At 69.9% G+C, this 15,544-nt stretch carries 13 protein-coding genes; 9 read left to right on the top strand and 4 right to left on the bottom strand.

What is annotated here, in order from left to right:
- Window positions 1-133 precede the first annotated feature (133 nt).
- The 5 genes from ORG17_RS08145 to ORG17_RS08125 are packed head-to-tail and all read left to right on the top strand — an operon-like array spanning window position 134 to window position 2,798.
- Window positions 134-733, top strand: coding sequence for an Imm26 family immunity protein (locus tag ORG17_RS08145; protein ID WP_214527596.1), 600 nt, complete (start codon window positions 134-136; stop codon window positions 731-733).
- Window positions 723-1,133, top strand: coding sequence for a DUF6188 family protein (locus tag ORG17_RS08140; protein ID WP_071244569.1), 411 nt, complete (start codon window positions 723-725; stop codon window positions 1,131-1,133). The genes ORG17_RS08145 and ORG17_RS08140 overlap by 11 nt, the downstream gene beginning before the upstream one ends.
- Window positions 1,130-1,546: a DUF6188 family protein gene (locus ORG17_RS08135; RefSeq protein WP_017886112.1), complete on the top strand. Its 417-nt coding sequence runs from the start codon at window positions 1,130-1,132 to the stop codon at window positions 1,544-1,546. Before ORG17_RS08140 ends, ORG17_RS08135 begins: the two co-directional genes overlap by 4 nt.
- Complete coding sequence (locus ORG17_RS08130; protein WP_214527597.1) at window positions 1,543-2,268, top strand: hypothetical protein; 726 nt, start codon at window positions 1,543-1,545, stop codon at window positions 2,266-2,268. Before ORG17_RS08135 ends, ORG17_RS08130 begins: the two co-directional genes overlap by 4 nt.
- Window positions 2,265-2,798, top strand: coding sequence for a hypothetical protein (locus ORG17_RS08125; RefSeq protein WP_214527598.1), 534 nt, complete (start codon window positions 2,265-2,267; stop codon window positions 2,796-2,798). Before ORG17_RS08130 ends, ORG17_RS08125 begins: the two co-directional genes overlap by 4 nt.
- Window positions 2,799-2,927: 129 nt before the next feature.
- Here ORG17_RS08125 and ORG17_RS08120 read toward each other — a convergent pair whose 3' ends face one another.
- Complete coding sequence (locus tag ORG17_RS08120; protein ID WP_071244565.1) at window positions 2,928-4,151, bottom strand: alpha/beta fold hydrolase; 1,224 nt, start codon at window positions 4,149-4,151, stop codon at window positions 2,928-2,930.
- Window positions 4,152-4,174: 23 nt separating this feature from the next.
- Here ORG17_RS08120 and ORG17_RS08115 point away from each other — a divergent pair, with 23 nt between their 5' ends.
- The 4 genes from ORG17_RS08115 (at window position 4,175) to ORG17_RS08100 (ending at window position 9,580) form a co-directional block, all read left to right on the top strand.
- Window positions 4,175-4,756, top strand: a complete 582-nt coding sequence (locus ORG17_RS08115; RefSeq protein WP_214527599.1) for a DUF3000 domain-containing protein — start codon at window positions 4,175-4,177, stop codon at window positions 4,754-4,756.
- Window positions 4,753-6,093: an HRDC domain-containing protein gene (locus tag ORG17_RS08110; protein WP_372450003.1), complete on the top strand. Its 1,341-nt coding sequence runs from the start codon at window positions 4,753-4,755 to the stop codon at window positions 6,091-6,093. The genes ORG17_RS08115 and ORG17_RS08110 overlap by 4 nt, the downstream gene beginning before the upstream one ends.
- A 128-nt stretch (window positions 6,094-6,221) precedes the next feature.
- On the top strand, window positions 6,222-7,439 hold the full coding sequence (locus ORG17_RS08105; RefSeq protein ID WP_111030148.1) for a thiolase family protein: 1,218 nt from the start codon (window positions 6,222-6,224) through the stop codon (window positions 7,437-7,439).
- Between the two features lie 2 nt (window positions 7,440-7,441).
- Window positions 7,442-9,580, top strand: coding sequence for a 3-hydroxyacyl-CoA dehydrogenase NAD-binding domain-containing protein (locus ORG17_RS08100; protein ID WP_301630798.1), 2,139 nt, complete (start codon window positions 7,442-7,444; stop codon window positions 9,578-9,580).
- 121 nt (window positions 9,581-9,701) lie between these two features.
- Here the strand turns inward: ORG17_RS08100 and dxs are convergent, their stop codons facing one another.
- The 3 genes from dxs to ORG17_RS08085 form a co-directional block, all read right to left on the bottom strand.
- Window positions 9,702-11,639, bottom strand: a complete 1,938-nt coding sequence (gene dxs / locus ORG17_RS08095; RefSeq protein ID WP_214527601.1) for a 1-deoxy-D-xylulose-5-phosphate synthase — start codon at window positions 11,637-11,639, stop codon at window positions 9,702-9,704.
- A 151-nt stretch (window positions 11,640-11,790) separates the two neighbouring features.
- Entirely contained in the window at window positions 11,791-14,607 is a 2,817-nt protein-coding gene (gene acnA, locus ORG17_RS08090) for an aconitate hydratase AcnA (protein ID WP_027465472.1), read from the bottom strand.
- Window positions 14,608-14,735: 128 nt separating this feature from the next.
- Window positions 14,736-15,515, bottom strand: coding sequence for a DUF3159 domain-containing protein (locus ORG17_RS08085; protein ID WP_111030153.1), 780 nt, complete (start codon window positions 15,513-15,515; stop codon window positions 14,736-14,738).
- Window positions 15,516-15,544 lie beyond the last annotated feature (29 nt).

Here is a 15,544-nt window from a genome sequence, read left to right as displayed (position 1 = left end):
CGGTCCACGCGGGGGTGGCTCCCCATCCGTGAACAGCATCACCCGTCAGGGTCGAGTTGCCCATCGGAGTTGGGGCGAAGCTCCCCCGCGATCGCACTTGTGACGTGTGCAACCAAAGCCTGAAAGGACCACGTTGAGTTCACAGCAACAGATCTACCCAGTTGCGGTCGGTGACGTGTTCGCCGTGCCGCTCAACGACAGCAAGGTGGTGCTCGGACAGGTGATCGGCAAGTACACGAAGGCGCTCTACGTCATCATCTTCGACCTCGTCGCGCCCGTCAGCTCAGTGCAGAGCCTCCACCTCAGCGAGGTGACGGCAGCGACTCCCATTCTCGCGCGGATGACGTTCGATGCGCGATTCCGACCGGGCATGTGGCAGATCGTGGGCAACAGCATTCCCGACCAACGCCGGTTCCTGCCCGCGTTCAGCCACGGATCGGAGGACCACGACGGGGTGCACGTCACGAACTTCGACAGGTCGAGGATGAGGAGGGCGACGGCTGACGAGGCCCGCCGTGTTCCGCATCTGACCGTCGACTCCCCGATGGTCGTGGAGAAAGCGGTTCGTGCCCACCACGGCTTGGAACCGTGGCGGCCGGTGTACGACGACCCCCGCTACCGCCCCACTCCGACGTCATGGGAACTCTTCGGAGAACCTCGATCTGCTCGAGCAGACTCAGCGAGGGCAGCTCCTGAACAGCAATCCGCACAAGGGAACGATCATGGTCGCTGACACCGCTGACCCCACCGGGGACGCGATGACCGTCGAGCGCGCGGGCACGCTCGACCTCATCGGCGTCGACTTCCGGCTCGAGCTGGGGTTCGGCAACGGCTACCGCGTCCAGCTCGAATCCGAGTGCACCGTCACCGACCGGTCCGGAAGCACCGCGGTCGTCGATCCCGACCGCAAGGACTCACTGCTCCCGGTCCTGCGGCTGTTCGGTGCCGAGCTCGTTCGGAGTTCGACAGAGAACGGCGTACTGACGCTGATCTTCGACGGCGGGGACACCCTCGTCGCCGGTCCCGATGCCGAGTTCGAGTCCTGGCAGGTCTCCGGGCCGAAGGGTCGCCCGGCCCGCACCGAGCCGCCGACCGGAAGCACGGGCACGGGCACGGAAGGAGATCGAGGATGAGCGGCGTTCCGCGCCAGCCCTTCGCGCTGGACATCGCCGGCGACACCGTCGACCTCATCAGCATCGGACCAGACGTGACGATCCGCTTCTCGAGCGGTGCTTCGCTCCGGTTCGAGACCGACTTCGCGCTGACAGGCTCTGACGGAGAGCACGCGTTCCTCGATCCCGGCGACAAACCGTCCCTGCTCGACCTCCTTGCCCTGCACAACAAGGTCGTCTCGGACGGTGCAGTCACGGGCGCGCGGATCGCCATCCGGTTCGCCTCGGGTGAGTTGCTCGAGGGCTGGTCGAACCGCCGAGGTCCGTCCTGGCACTACAGCGAACCGGGGCGCGCACGAGTGGACATCGACGTTCTGCCCGACGGCGAGGTCCGGTACCGACACAGCCCGTCGTCCGCGGAGATCAGACGGTGACGGACGCACCCCCGGCCATCTCGATCCACCATCTCCGAGCGGTCACCAACGGAACGACTGTGGACCTGCCAGATCGTGTCGTCGAGGTCCTCGCCGCAGTGGGATCGGACGCGCAAGTGCTCGTCTCCGACGTGTCCGCACGCTCGTTCGCAGCGGTCATCCGGAGGAGCTATTCGACAAAGCAGCCGAACCTCGTACCGTTCATCGACCCACTCGAAGCCCTCGGAGACGAGCTCGTCCTGATCTGTCAGGTCGAGCACGGCGATGAACTCGTGACGGTCGTGTTGCGCGCGACGGACCGGACGCTCGTGGCTGCCACGGCGGTCGACCGCTCCGTCGGACTCGTCCACATCACCGTCCAGGAGCTGTGCAGGCGCCTGCGCGCATCAGACGCCCCGGGGGCGGAACTGGCGCTCGAGGTGGCATCGCAGTGTCCGGCCGAGGTCCGGGTCCGCATCTTCGAACAGGGAGCCCTTTCGACGGCACGGACCTTCCTGACGAAGTACACGATGGCCGCCGACAGTGGCTCCGACGTTCGCGGGCTCGACGAGTTCGCCCGTGTGCTCGCACCGCTCGGCGACGAGCAGCCGGGGCTCTCCACCGTGCAGGCTGACACCGCAGTCGCGATCATCGCGTTCACGCCGGGCAGGACCGACGTCCTCGCTGCCATGAGCGTGGGCGGCTTCTCGCCACAGGTCGAGACAACAGAGGAGACCGGATGACCACGACGTTGCCGAAGGACCTCGAGATGGTCACGTACACGATCCCCGCTGATCACATCGTGCTGCCCGATCTGGTCCAGTTCTTCTCAGAGCTCGAAACATCAGAGCTCGATTCACCAGAGCTCGTCTGGGTCCTCACGACCCTGTACGCCGTCACGTCCCCTGACAAGCCGGTCCAAGCGCTCCCACTCGAACGCCGCGTCGACGCGGCGGCGGAACCCGGGCTCATCCTGAGCCATGCCGAGGCGGTGGAGATCGCTGACAGCATGCGGCAGCTCATCGACGGCGAGTTCCTCGGCTACCTCCCCGGCTCGGACCTGACCGACGAGTCGAACCTGGTCGTCCGGATCGACGCGTTCGACAGTGGCGAATGGACCGTGACGGTCCGACCGCCGCTCACGACGATGAGCGATGCCTTCGACCGGACGCACGGCCCAGCGCAGCTCGGCCGACCGGCGACTCGTCTCGAGGAGTTCGGGCCGCGACAGCAGACGACGAACGGAACGAATGCCGGACCACCCGCTTCGTGAGCAGGAATGGTCGGGTGTCGGACGGTGACCCGACCATTTCTGCTCACGATGCGACCGAACGGACGCAAGGACGGACGGGAGGCGCGGTGCCAGCTGACACCGCGCCTCCCGTCCGCCCTTCGGTCGCGTCTACCGCGCGCTGGTCGCCCCGCGCCGCTGGACCACCTCGGTGAGCCACGCGAGGATGCGGGCGTCGAACCAGTCGGCGTCGTGGTTCCAGAGCTTGGTGTGCCGGGCCGTGGTCTGGATCTCGAGCCGGACCAGATCGGGCCGTGCGCGGGCCAGGTCGTGCGAGGCCGAGGACGGCACGAACCCGTCGTCGTCGCTGTGCAGCAGCAGGATCGGCACCGTGAGCTCGTCGGAGCGCGTGACCATGTCGAGCTCGCGCAGGTCCACAGGAGCCTGGAGCCCGGCGAGCCGGTGCAGCACCGGCGTGCGGAGCAGGCGTTGCGCGACCTTGCGGACCGGACGCGGCAGACGCAGGAGCTGGCTCTGCGACTTCAGCACCGCGTGCCAGTCGACCACCGGCGACTCCAGCACGACCCCGTCGACCAGGCCGGCGAAGCGCGAGCGGAGCAGGGTCTGCAGCACGACGGCGCCGCCCATCGACCAGCCCATCAGGACGACGCTCTGGGCGTCCTGCGCGGTGAGCCAGCGGAGGACGGAGTCGACGTCCTCCCACTCGGTGCTGCCGAGGCCGTAGCGGCCGTCGACGCTCGGCGGGGCGACGCCGTCGTTCCGCCACGAGGCGAGCACCACCGAGTACCCGGCGGCGCGGAACACCGGGACGGCGCGGATCGTCTCGGCACGCGTGACGCCACGGCCGTGCACCAGGACCGCCCAGGGCGCTGCCGGATCGTCGGCGCGGACGACCCACGCGGGAGCCGGGCCGTTCGGGGTGGGGATGTCGACGTCCTCGACGGGCACGTCGAGTTCGCCGGGGGTCAGGTAGAACCAGCCGCCCCAGCGACCGCGACGTGCGGCGGTCGGGTCGCCGGCGTCGATCGCGATGATGCGGCGCGTGACGGTGGTGTCGGTCGTGCCGAGGACCTCGCCGACGCGCATGTGGCCGGTGCCGCCGCCGAACCAGAGCGAGTAGCGGCCCTGCAGCTCGGTGTCGGCCGTGCGCTCGATCGTGACGGTCTTCCGGACGGGGTCGACGGCGTGGATCGGGACGCGCTCGTTGCGCTTGCGGTCGGGGGTGACCACGGCGCGGGCGACGGCGGCGACGAAGCCACCGATGACGGCCGTCCCCACCGCGGCAGCTGCCAGACCGGCGCCGAGTGCGATGAACCCGGCCGATCGAGCGGTCTCCTGGACGACGTCCTCGGCGGGTCGCGCGGATCGGGACATGGCCCGGAGCCTAGTCTGCATGTGTGTCCGAAACCCGAGAGCCCGACGCCTTCGCGCGGCTCCGCGCGTTCGTGTCCGGCGGCAGCGGCCGTACCGAGACCACCGTCACCGAGATCCCCTCGCCGACCCGGATCGCACCGTTCTCGATCGCCCTGGCGGCGGACGTGTCCGGCACCGCGCACGGGGTGGAGTCGGACCTGGGCACCGGACGGTTCATCGCCCTGTACGACCCGGAAGAACCCGAGGGCTGGGGCGGCGCGTTCCGTGTCGTCTCGTTCGCGCAGGCGCCGCTCGAGCCGGAGATCGGCGTCGACGAGTTCGTCGCCGACGTCACCTGGAGCTGGCTCGTCGACGCGCTCGAGTCGCACGGTGCGACGTACGACCACGCCTCTGGCACGGCCACCAAGATCATCTCGCGCGGGTACGGCGACCTCGCCGCACAGGGCGACGGCGCTCAGCTGGAACTCCGCGCGTCGTGGACACCACGCGGCGACGACCTTACCGCACACGTCCGGGCCTGGCAGGACATCGTCGCCATGCTCGCCGGTCTGCCGCCGGCATCGGACGGCGTGACCCTGCTGGCCCCGAGGAGGCTCGCCAAGTGACCGACCCCGCTCCCCAGGACGCCGCTGGATCGACCGGCCCGGCTGCGCCCGCAGCCACGGCTGCCGGTTCGACTGCTCCGGCTGCCGCTGCTGGCTCGGCCGCTCCGGCCGCCGCCAGCCCCGCCTTCGAGGCATCGCACGACGCCGTCAAGGTGATCGACACGCGCGAGGACTACCTCGAGGCGGTCGCCGCCATCGCCGCCGGCCACGGCCCCGTCGCGGTCGACGCCGAGCGCGCCAGCGGCTACCGCTACTCGCAGCGCGCGTACCTGATCCAGGTGTTCCGCCGTGGTGCCGGTGCGTTCCTGTTCGACCCGATCCCGATCGGCGACTTCTCGGAGCTGCAGGCCGCCATCGTCGACGAGGAGTGGCTGTTCCACGCCGCCTCGCAGGACCTGCCGTGCCTGCAGGAGGTCGGCCTCGTCCCGACGCGCATCTTCGACACTGAACTCGGCGCCCGCATCGCCGGGTTCCCCCGTGTCGGCCTCGGCGCCGTCGTCGAGCAGCTGCTCGGCATCACCCTGGCGAAGGCGCACTCGGCCGCCGACTGGTCGACCCGTCCCCTGCCGCAGTCGTGGCTCGTCTACGCGTCGCTCGACGTCGAGCTGCTGCCCGACCTCCGCGACGCCCTCGCCGAGAAGCTCGACGAGGCCGGCAAGACCCGGATCGCCCAGGAGGAGTTCGACGCTGTCCTGCACCGCGCGCCGAAGCCCGCCCGTGCCGAGCCCTGGCGTCGGCTGTCCGGCATGCACGCGCTCCGTGGTGCTCGAGCACTGGCGATCGCCCGGTCGCTCTGGCTCGCCCGTGACGAGTACGCCCGACAGGCGGACATCGCCCCCGGACGCACGATCCCCGACTCGGCGATCATCGCCGCCGCGGCCGCCGCACCCGAGTCCCGCGCCGAACTCGGTGCGCTGAAGACCTTCACGGGCCGCGCCAGCCGTTCCGCGCTCGACCGCTGGTGGGCCGCCGTCGAGGAAGGCCGCACCACCGAGGACCTCCCCCGTCTCCGCGGTGCCGGCGAGGCCACCCTGCCCCCGCCCCGCGCCTGGGCGGACCGCAACCCGGCCGCCGACCGCCGGTACAAGGCCGCGCGCGCCGCGGTCACGAAGCGTGCCGAGGAGCTCGACATCCCGCTCGAGAACCTGCTCACGCCGGAGACGCTCCGGCTCGTGTCGTGGGCCCCGCCGTCGCCTGTGTCGACCGAGCTGGTCGGCGCCGCCCTCGCCGAGCACGACGCCCGCCCGTGGCAGGTCGAGGAACTCGCGTCGATCATCGCGTCGGCCTTTGTGGCTGCTGCACAGCGGCCCGCGGCGACGGACGACGACGAGTCGTAGGAACTGCCCAACCGGCATGCGGCCGCCCAGGCTGGGGGCATAGCGTCGGGAGGGTCGCCGGGCGAGGCCCGGCCAGGCCGGAGCGACCTGCGTTCCGGCCCGATCGATGAGGATCTGGGAGGCCCGGATTGCCAAAGGCATCAGACGTCGTGTTCGTGGACGGCGTTCGCACACCGTTCGGACGAGCCGGCGAGAAGGGGGTGTTCTGGAAGACCCGGTCCGACGACCTCGCGGTGCACGCGATGCGCGGACTGCTCGACCGGAACGCCTTCGACACCGCAGCCGTGGACGACGTCGCCGTCGCGGCGACCACGCAGCAGGGTGACCAGGGGCTGACGCTCGGCCGAACGGTCGGCATGCTCGCGGGTCTGCCGAAGTCGGTGCCCGGCTACGCGATCGACCGCATGTGCGCCGGCGCCATGACGAGCGTCACGACGCTCGCGGGTGCCATCGCCTTCGGCGCCGCCGACATCGCGATCGCCGGTGGTGTCGAGCACATGGGCCGGCACCCGATGGGCTTCAACGCCGACCCGAACCCCCGCTTCGTCGCGGAGCGCATGGTCTCGAGCGACGCCCTCGTCATGGGCGCCACCGCCGAGCGCCTGCACGACCGCTTCCCCGCGATCACGAAGGACCGCACGGACGCCTACGCCGTCCAGTCCCAGCAGCGCTACGCCGCCGCCTGGGCGAACGGCAAGCTCCAGCCGGACGTGATCCCGGTCGAGGTCAACAAGGGCGACGGCTGGGACGTCGTCAGCACCGACGAGCCGCCGCGGCCGGGGACGACCCTGGAGGCGCTGGCCGCGTTGAAGACGCCGTTCCGGCCCCACGGACGGGTCACCGCCGGCAACGCCGCCGGTCTGAACGACGGCGCCACCATGAGCCTGCTCGCGTCCGAGGACGGCGCGAAGCAGCACGGACTGTCGACGAAGATGCGCATGGTCTCGTTCGCCTTCGCCGGCGTCGAGCCCGAGGTCATGGGCGTCGGCCCGGTCCCCGCGACCGACAAGGCCCTGGCGAAGGCCGGCCTGTCGATCGACGACATCGGCCTGTTCGAGATCAACGAGGCGTTCGCCGTCCAGGTGCTCGCGTTCCTCGACAACTACGGCATCGCCCAGGACTCCCCGAACGTGAACGCCTGGGGCGGCGCGATCGCCGTGGGCCACCCGCTCGCGTCGAGTGGCGTCCGGCTGATGAACCAGCTCGCCGCGCAGTTCGCCGAGCGACCGGACGTCAAGTACGGCATCACCACGATGTGCATCGGGCTCGGCCAGGGCGGCACCGTCATCTGGGAGAACCCGAACCACAGCAAGTCGGCCGAGCGTTCGGCTCGGAAGGGGGCGTGACCATGACCATCGTCGACAACGACCGACTGGCCGAACTCAGCGAGGACGAGGTCGTCACGCACTCGTTCGTCAAGCACGTCACGATGCCCTCGGGTGGCACGCTGGCGCTCATCACGCTCGACAACGGCAAGGACTACAAGCGGCCGAACACCCTCGGGCCCCGCACGCTCCGTGAGCTCGCCGGCGTGCTCGACACCCTGAAGACCGAGGCCGCCGCCGGCACGATCCAGGGCGTCGCCATCACCGGCAAGGAGTACTGCTTCGCCGCCGGGGCCGACCTGTCCCAGGCAGCCGCGGTCCCGTCGCGCGAGGCCGCCCACGACCTGGCCGCCCTCGGGCACGCCACGCTCAAGAAGTTCGCCGACCTCGGGGTGCCGTCGTTCGCGTTCGTGAACACCCTGGCGCTCGGCGGTGGGCTCGAGATCGCCCTGCACTGCACCTACCGGGCGTTCTCGTCCGCGGCGCAGGGCATCGGGCTTCCCGAGGTGTTCCTCGGCATCATCCCCGGCTGGGGCGGCGCGACGCTGCTCCCCCGCCTGATCGGCCCGGAGCGCGCGCTCCGCGTCATCGTCGAGAACCCGCTCAAGAACAACCGCCTGATGGACGGCCCGGCCGCGGTCGAGATCGGCATCGGTGACGTGCTCGTCCCGTCCGTCACGTTCCTGCCCTCCGCCGTGGCGTGGGCGGACGGCGTCATCACCGGAACGACCAAGGTGGTGCGGAAGAACGCGCCGGGCATGCTCGAGAAGGCCGCATGGGGCACCGTCGTCAAGGTCGCTCGCGGACAGGTCGCGTCGAAGATCGGCACCGTGCCGAAGTCGCCGTTCCGGGCGCTCGACCTCGTCGCCGCCGCCAAGTCGGGTTCGCTCGACGAACGCTTCGCCGACGAGGACGAGGCCCTCGCCGACCTCATCTCGGGCGACCAGTTCGCCGCGTCGATGTACGCCTTCGACCTCGTGCAGAAGCGTGCGAAGAAGCCCGTCGGCGCTCCCGAGGGCGTCGACGCGAAGAAGATCACGAAGGTCGGCGTCCTCGGCGCCGGGCTGATGGCGTCGCAGTTCGCGCTGCTGTTCGCCCGACGCCTGGGCGTCCCCGTCGTCATCACCGACGTCGACCAGTCCCGTGTGGACGCCGGCGTCGAGCGGATCCGCGGCGAGGTCGCAAAGCTGCTCGACAAGGGCCGGATCTCCCCCGACGACGCGAACCGCATCACCGCACTCGTCAGCGGGTCGGTGTCCTACGACGCCTTCGCCGATGCCGACTGGGTGATCGAGGCCGTCTTCGAGGAGATGACCGTCAAGCAGGAGGTCCTCCGGAAGATCGAGCAGGTCATCGCACCGGACGCCATCCTCGCCACGAACACGTCGTCGCTCTCCGTCGACGAGATGGCGTCGGTGCTCACCAACCCGGAGCGACTCGTCGGCTTCCACTTCTTCAACCCGGTCGCGGTCATGCCGCTGCTCGAGGTGGTGCGCGCGGCGAAGACCTCGGACGAGGCCCTCGTCACCGCACTCGCCGTCGCGAAGACCCTGAAGAAGACCGCGATCATCACCGCGGACCAGCCGGGCTTCGTCGTCAACCGGGTGCTCGCCCGGGTGCTCGGCGAGGCGATGCGCGGCGTGGAAGAGGGCACCTCGTTCGACACCGTCGCCCAGGGTGCCGCACCACTCGGCCTGCCGATGTCACCGTTCGAGCTGCTCGAGCTCGTCGGGCTGCCGGTCGGCGCGCACGTGCTCGACTCGCACCACGCGGCCTGGCCCGAGCGCTTCTACCCCGGTGACGGCCTGAAGAAGATCGCCGAGCACGGGACGATCCTGACCCGCGACAAGAAGGGCAACGCGACCGGGTACGACCCCGCCGCCGTGAAGCTCGTCGCGCCGTCCAAGAAGGACGCGAAGCCCGTCGACGCCGCCGAGATGCAGCGCCGGTTCGAGGACGCCCTGGCCGACGAGCTGCACCGCATGCTCGAGGACCGGGTCGTCGAGCACGTCGAGGAGATCGACCTCGGGCTCATCCTCGGTGCGGGTTACCCGTTCCAGGCCGGTGGGATCAGCCCGTACCTCGACCGTTCCGGCGCGTCCGAGCGAGTGTTCGGCGGCACGTTCCACGAGCCGCGGATCGTCGGCCCCGCTTCCCGCTAGAGCCCAGTACGCAAAACACCGGTGTTCGCGCACCGAACACCCGCAGAACGCGGTGTGGAGCGCGAACACCGGTGTTTTGCTGAACAGACCGGACCGGACCTGAACGGACCGGACCGCGCGGTCAGCGGTCGGACGCCGCGGACTCGCGGGACCGCGCGGGCTTCGCCTGCGGCAGCTTCGTCCCGACGACCTGGTCGATGACGTCACGGGCGATGGCCTGCGCCGTCAGCCCCGCGTCGGCGAGGATCTGCGACCGGGTCGCGTGGTCGATGAACGCGTCGGGCAGCCCGAGCTCGTTCACCCCGGTGTCGACCCCGGCAGCGCGCAGGTCCTGCCGCAGCCGGGTCCCGACGCCGCCGACCCGCACGCCGTCCTCGATGGTGATCACGAGTCGGTGCGTCCGCGACAGCTCGATCAGCGACGTCGGGATCGGCACCACCCAGCGCGGGTCCACGACGGTGACGCCGATACCCTGCGCCTCGAGCAGCGCCGCGGCCTCGAGTGCCACCGGCACCATCGACCCGACGGCGACGAAGAGCACGTCCTCGACGTCGTCCGCGGCGGCGTGCAGGACGTCCACACCATCGGCGAGACGACGGATCGCGGGGATGTCCGGTCCGACCTGCCCCTTCGACCACCGCAGCACGGTGGGGGCGTCGTCGACGGCGATCGCCTCGCGGAACTCCTCGCGCAGCGTCGGGGCATCGCGGGGCGCGGCGATCCGGATCCCCGGCACGACCTGCAGCAGCGCGAGGTCCCACATGCCGTGGTGCGAGGGGCCGTCCGGGCCGGTGATGCCGGCACGGTCGAGCACGAACGTCACGCCGGCCCGGTGCAGGGCGACGTCCATCAGCACCTGGTCGAACGCACGGTTCAGGAAGGTCGCGTAGAGCGCCACGACCGGGTGGAGACCGCCGTAGGCGAGGCCCGCGGCGGTCGTCACGGCGTGCTGCTCGGCGATGCCGACGTCGTAGACCCGGTCGGGGTGCTGCTCCTGGAACAGGTGGAGCCCCGTCGGCCGGAGCATCGCCGCCGTGATGGCGACGATCCGAGGATCGGAGGCGCCGGCATCGGCCAGGGAAGACGCGAACACCGACGTCCACGACGGCCCCGATGCGGCGTCGAGCGACTCCCCGGTCTCCGGGTCGATGTGCCCGACGGCGTGGAACTGGTCGGCCTGGTCGCGCAGGGCGGGCTCGAAGCCGTGGCCCTTCTCCGTGATCGCGTGCACGATCACGGGAGCGCCGTACTCCTTGGCCTGCCGGAGCGCTGCCTCCATCGCCTGCTGGTCGTGGCCGTTCACCGGGCCGATGTACTTGATGTCGAGGTTCGAGTACAGCGCTTCGTTGTTCGTCAGCCGCGACAGGAAGCCGTGCAGGCCCCCGCGCATGCCTCGGTACACCGCGCGACCCGGAGCGCCGAACCGGGCCGCCACAGCCTGCGTGCCCTCGTACAGGGCCCGGTACTCGCGGCGGGTGCGCACGGAGCTCAGGAACCGCGCCATGCCACCGATCGTCGGGGCGTACGAGCGGCCGTTGTCGTTGACGACGATGACCAGGCGCCGATCGTTGTCGTCGGAGATGTTGTTGAGCGCCTCCCACGTCATGCCGCCGGTGAGCGCACCGTCCCCCACGACCGCGACGACGGTGCGGTCGGTCTGCCCGGTCTGCCCGAACGCGCGGGAGATGCCGTCGGCCCACGACAGCGACGACGACGCGTGCGAGGACTCGACGATGTCGTGCTCGGACTCGCTCCGCTGCGGGTAGCCGGCGATGCCGCCGCGTTCGCGCAGCTTCGAGAAGTCCTGGCGCCCGGTGACGAGCTTGTGCACGTACGACTGGTGCCCGGTGTCGAAGACGAACGGGTCGTTCGGCGAGTCGAACACGCGGTGCATCGCGAGCGTCAGCTCCACGACGCCCAGGTTCGGCCCGAGGTGCCCACCGGTCTTCGCGACCTCGGCGACCAGGAAGCGCCGGATCTCGGCGGCGAGGTCGGTCATCTGCGCGTCGGAGAGACGCTTCAGGTCGCGCGGTGACGTGATGCTGGCGAGCAGGCTCACGGGCGCTCCTTTCGTGGGTACCAAGCCATCACCCTATTCCCGCTACCAGGTGACGGACTGGAGGCCCGTGGCGGTGTCGCCACGGGCCTCCGGTCCGATCTGTGGTCGCGTCAGCGACCCGTGCGTACGACGCTCCTATCGTTCAGCGGACTCAGACGAGCGAGCGGAGCACGTACTGCAGGATGCCGCCGTTGCGGTAGTAGTCGGCCTCGCCGGGGGTGTCGATGCGGACGACCGCGTCGAACTCGATCGGCTGCTTGCCGGCCGGCGAGTGCTCGCTCGGCGTCGCGGTGACGTGCACCGTCTTCGGGGTGCGGCCCTCGTTCAGCTCGGTCAGCCCGGAGATCGACACGACCTCGGTGCCGTCGAGCCCGAGGGACTCGACCGTCTCGCCCGCCGGGAACTGCAGCGGGACGACGCCCATGCCGATGAGGTTCGAGCGGTGGATCCGCTCGAAGCTCTCGGTGATGACCGCACGGACACCGAGCAGGTTCGTGCCCTTGGCCGCCCAGTCACGGGACGAGCCGGAGCCGTACTCCTTGCCACCGAAGATGACGAGCGGGATGCCCTGCTCCTGGTAGTGCTGCGAGGCGTCGTAGATGAACGACTGCGCACCGTCCGGCGTCGTGAAGTCACGGGTGTAGCCGCCCTCCACGCCGTCGAGCAGCTGGTTGCGCAGACGGATGTTCGCGAACGTGCCGCGGATCATGACCTCGTGGTTGCCGCGACGCGAGCCGTAGGAGTTGAAGTCCTTGCGGTCGACGCCGTGCTCGGCGAGGTACTGGCCGGCGGGGCTGTCGGCCTTGATCGAACCGGCCGGCGAGATGTGGTCGGTCGTGACCGAGTCGCCGAGCTTCGCGAGCACCCGGGCGCCGGAGATGTCCGACACCGCGTCGGGCTGCATCGTCATGCCCTCGAAGTACGGGGGCTTCCGGACGTAGGTCGACTCCTGGTCCCACTCGAAGGTGTCGCCGGTCGGGGTCGGCAGGTTCTTCCAGCGGTCGTCGCCCTCGAACACGGAGCCGTACTCGTGGGTGAACATCTCGGTGTCGATCGACTCGTCGATGACCTGCTGCACCTCGGCCGCGTCGGGCCAGATGTCGGTCAGGTAGACGTCGTTGCCGTCCTGGTCGGTGCCGAGGGCGTCCTTGTCGAAGTCGAAGTGCATCGACCCGGCGAGGGCGTAGGCGATGACCAGCGGCGGGGACGCCAGGTAGTTCATCTTGACGTCGGGGTTGATCCGGCCCTCGAAGTTGCGGTTGCCCGAGAGCACCGCGGTGACGGCGAGGTCGTTGTCCTGCACGGCCTGCGAGATCTCCTCGGGCAGCGGACCCGAGTTGCCGATGCACGTAGTGCAGCCGTAGCCGACCGTGTAGAAGCCGAGCTGCTCGAGGTAGGTGGTGAGACCGGCCTTCTCGTAGTAGTCGGTGACGACCTTCGACCCGGGTGCGAGGGTGGTCTTCACCCAGGGCTTCGCGGTGAGGCCCTTCTTCGCGGCGTTCCGGGCGAGGATGCCGGCGGCCATCATGACCGACGGGTTCGACGTGTTCGTGCACGAGGTGATCGCGGCGATCGCGACAGCACCGTGGTCGATCGTGAACGGATCGGCCCCGTCCATCGCGACCTTCGTCGGCGCCGAGGCGGTCGACGGTGCGCTCGACACGTGCACGTGCTCGTGCAGCGCCGTGTCCTCGTTGGTCGAACCGGCGGCGATCGGGTCGGAGGCCGGGAACGTCTCCTCGACCGCGTCGTCGAGGTCGGTCTGCTCGGACGGCGTCGTGTAGTTGTTCAGGTCGAGCTCGAACTGGCTCTTCGCGTTCGTGAGCTCGATGCGGTCCTGCGGACGCTTCGGGCCCGAGATGGACGGCACGACCGTGGAGAGGTCGAGCTCCATGTACTCGGAGTAGTTCGGCTCCACCGAGGCGTCGTGCCACAGGCCCTGGGCCTTGGAGTACGCCTCGACCAGCGCGATCTGCGCCTCGTCGCGACCGGTCAGCCGCAGGTAGTCCAGCGTGACGTCGTCGACCGGGAAGATCGCCGCCGTCGAACCGAACTCGGGCGACATGTTGCCGATGGTGGCGCGGTTGGCGAGCGGGACGGCGCCGACGCCCTCGCCGTAGAACTCGACGAACTTGCCGACGACGCCGTGCTTGCGGAGCTCCTGCGTGATGGTGAGCACCACGTCGGTCGCGGTCACGCCGGCCGGGATCTCACCGGAGAGCTTGAAGCCGACGACCTTCGGGATGAGCATCGACACGGGCTGGCCGAGCATCGCGGCCTCGGCCTCGATGCCGCCGACGCCCCAGCCGAGCACGCCGAGGCCGTTCACCATCGTGGTGTGCGAGTCGGTGCCGACCAGGGTGTCCGGGTACGCGTAGGTCTCGCCGTCGAAGTCACGCGTGTAGGTGACCTTCGCCAGGTACTCGATGTTCACCTGGTGGACGATGCCGGTGCCCGGCGGGACGACCTTGAAGTCCTCGAACGCGGTCTGGCCCCAGCGGAGGAACTGGTAGCGCTCACCGTTCCGCTCGTACTCCAGGTCCGTGTTGCGCTGCAGGGCGTCCGTGCTGCCGAACAGGTCGGCGATGACGGAGTGGTCGATGACCATCTCGGCCGGGGACAGCGGGTTGATCTTGTTCGGGTCGCCGCCGATGTCCGCCATGGCCTCGCGCATGGTGGCGAGGTCGACGATGCACGGCACACCGGTGAAGTCCTGCATGACGACGCGCGCCGGCGAGAACTGGATCTCGGTGTCGGGCTCCGCGTCGGGCCGCCAGGAGCCGAGCGCCCGGATCTGTCCTTCGGTGACGTTCTTGCCGTCCTCGGTGCGGAGGAGGTTCTCGAGCAGCACCTTCAGGCTGTAGGGCAACTTCTCGTGCCCGGGAACCGAGTCGATCCGGTGGATCGCGTAGTCGACACCCCCAACCGACAGTGTGTCCTTCGAGCCGAAGCTATTGACTGCAGCCACCGTGCCGCCTCCCTACTGATCGGTTTGCCCTCATCCTCGCGGGCCGTGGACCGTCCCACCAGCAAGGCAAACCTAATCCCGAGAACGCGTGCGCGCCCTGCGAGAACTATCTTGATGTCGAGAGAACTCTACACCGGGGCGACGTCGTCGCGTCGGACGAACACGGTGCGGACCAGCAGCCACGTCACCCAGAGCACCGCCGCGTACAGCGGCACGCCGAGGATGAGCTTCAGCCCGGCGAGCAGTTCGACCTGCGCCGTCAGGTACAGCGGGACCTCCACCGCGAGCCGGACCGCGAACAGCCCGACCCAGATCCAGGTGGCGACCGTCAGCACGCGGCGCTTCACCGGGTCGGCGCGCCAGTCGACGTGCGAGCCGTCCTCGTTCGCCGGCAGCAGGAAGCCGACGACGAGCCCGATGAGCGGCCAGCGGATCGCCAGCGTGATGAGCAGCCCGACGAGCCAGACGGCGTTGATGACGATCCCGGGGATGAAGTTGCTCTCCGCACGGCCGGTGATGAGCGCGAGGCCGGCCGAGACCGCGACGCCGAGGATGCCCGCGAACGACATCGTCACCGACTGCCGCTGCAGCAGCCGGAGCACCACGAACACCAGGCCGACCGCCACCGGGATCACGACGCTCGGCACGAGCTCCTTCGTGATCGCGTAGACGACCAGGAACGCGAACCCGGGCAGCACCGACTCGGCGAGGCCGCGCACCCCGCCGACCGCGCCGAGCAGCGCCCTGCCGGACGGAGCCTCACCGGGCGCGACGCGGGCGATGCCGGCGTTCTGCACGGCGTCGCGGAACTGCGCGGAGAAGGACGGTGCGACCGACGGCTCGGCCGCGGGTGCAGCGGGGTCGGAGCCAGCCGTCTCGGGTCGTGGGGTGTCGTCGTGGTCCGGCACCGTGCCTCCAGGCGGGGTTGGTCGTCAGT

This window comes from Curtobacterium flaccumfaciens pv. betae, from assembly GCF_026241855.1.
In the GTDB taxonomy this organism is placed as follows: Bacteria; Actinomycetota; Actinomycetes; order Actinomycetales; family Microbacteriaceae; genus Curtobacterium; species Curtobacterium flaccumfaciens.
This window is presented reverse-complemented; position numbering and strand designations above follow the sequence as displayed.

Coding starts and splice junctions, on each gene's coding strand:
- ORG17_RS08125 (WP_214527598.1), top strand. CDS start 2,265: ATGACCACGACGTTGCCGAAGGACCTCGAGATGGTCACGTACACGATC.
- ORG17_RS08100 (WP_301630798.1), top strand. CDS start 7,442: ATGACCATCGTCGACAACGACCGACTGGCCGAACTCAGCGAGGACGAG.
- ORG17_RS08140 (WP_071244569.1), top strand. CDS start 723: ATGGTCGCTGACACCGCTGACCCCACCGGGGACGCGATGACCGTCGAG.
- ORG17_RS08135 (WP_017886112.1), top strand. CDS start 1,130: ATGAGCGGCGTTCCGCGCCAGCCCTTCGCGCTGGACATCGCCGGCGAC.
- ORG17_RS08120 (WP_071244565.1), bottom strand. CDS start 4,151: ATGTCCCGATCCGCGCGACCCGCCGAGGACGTCGTCCAGGAGACCGCT.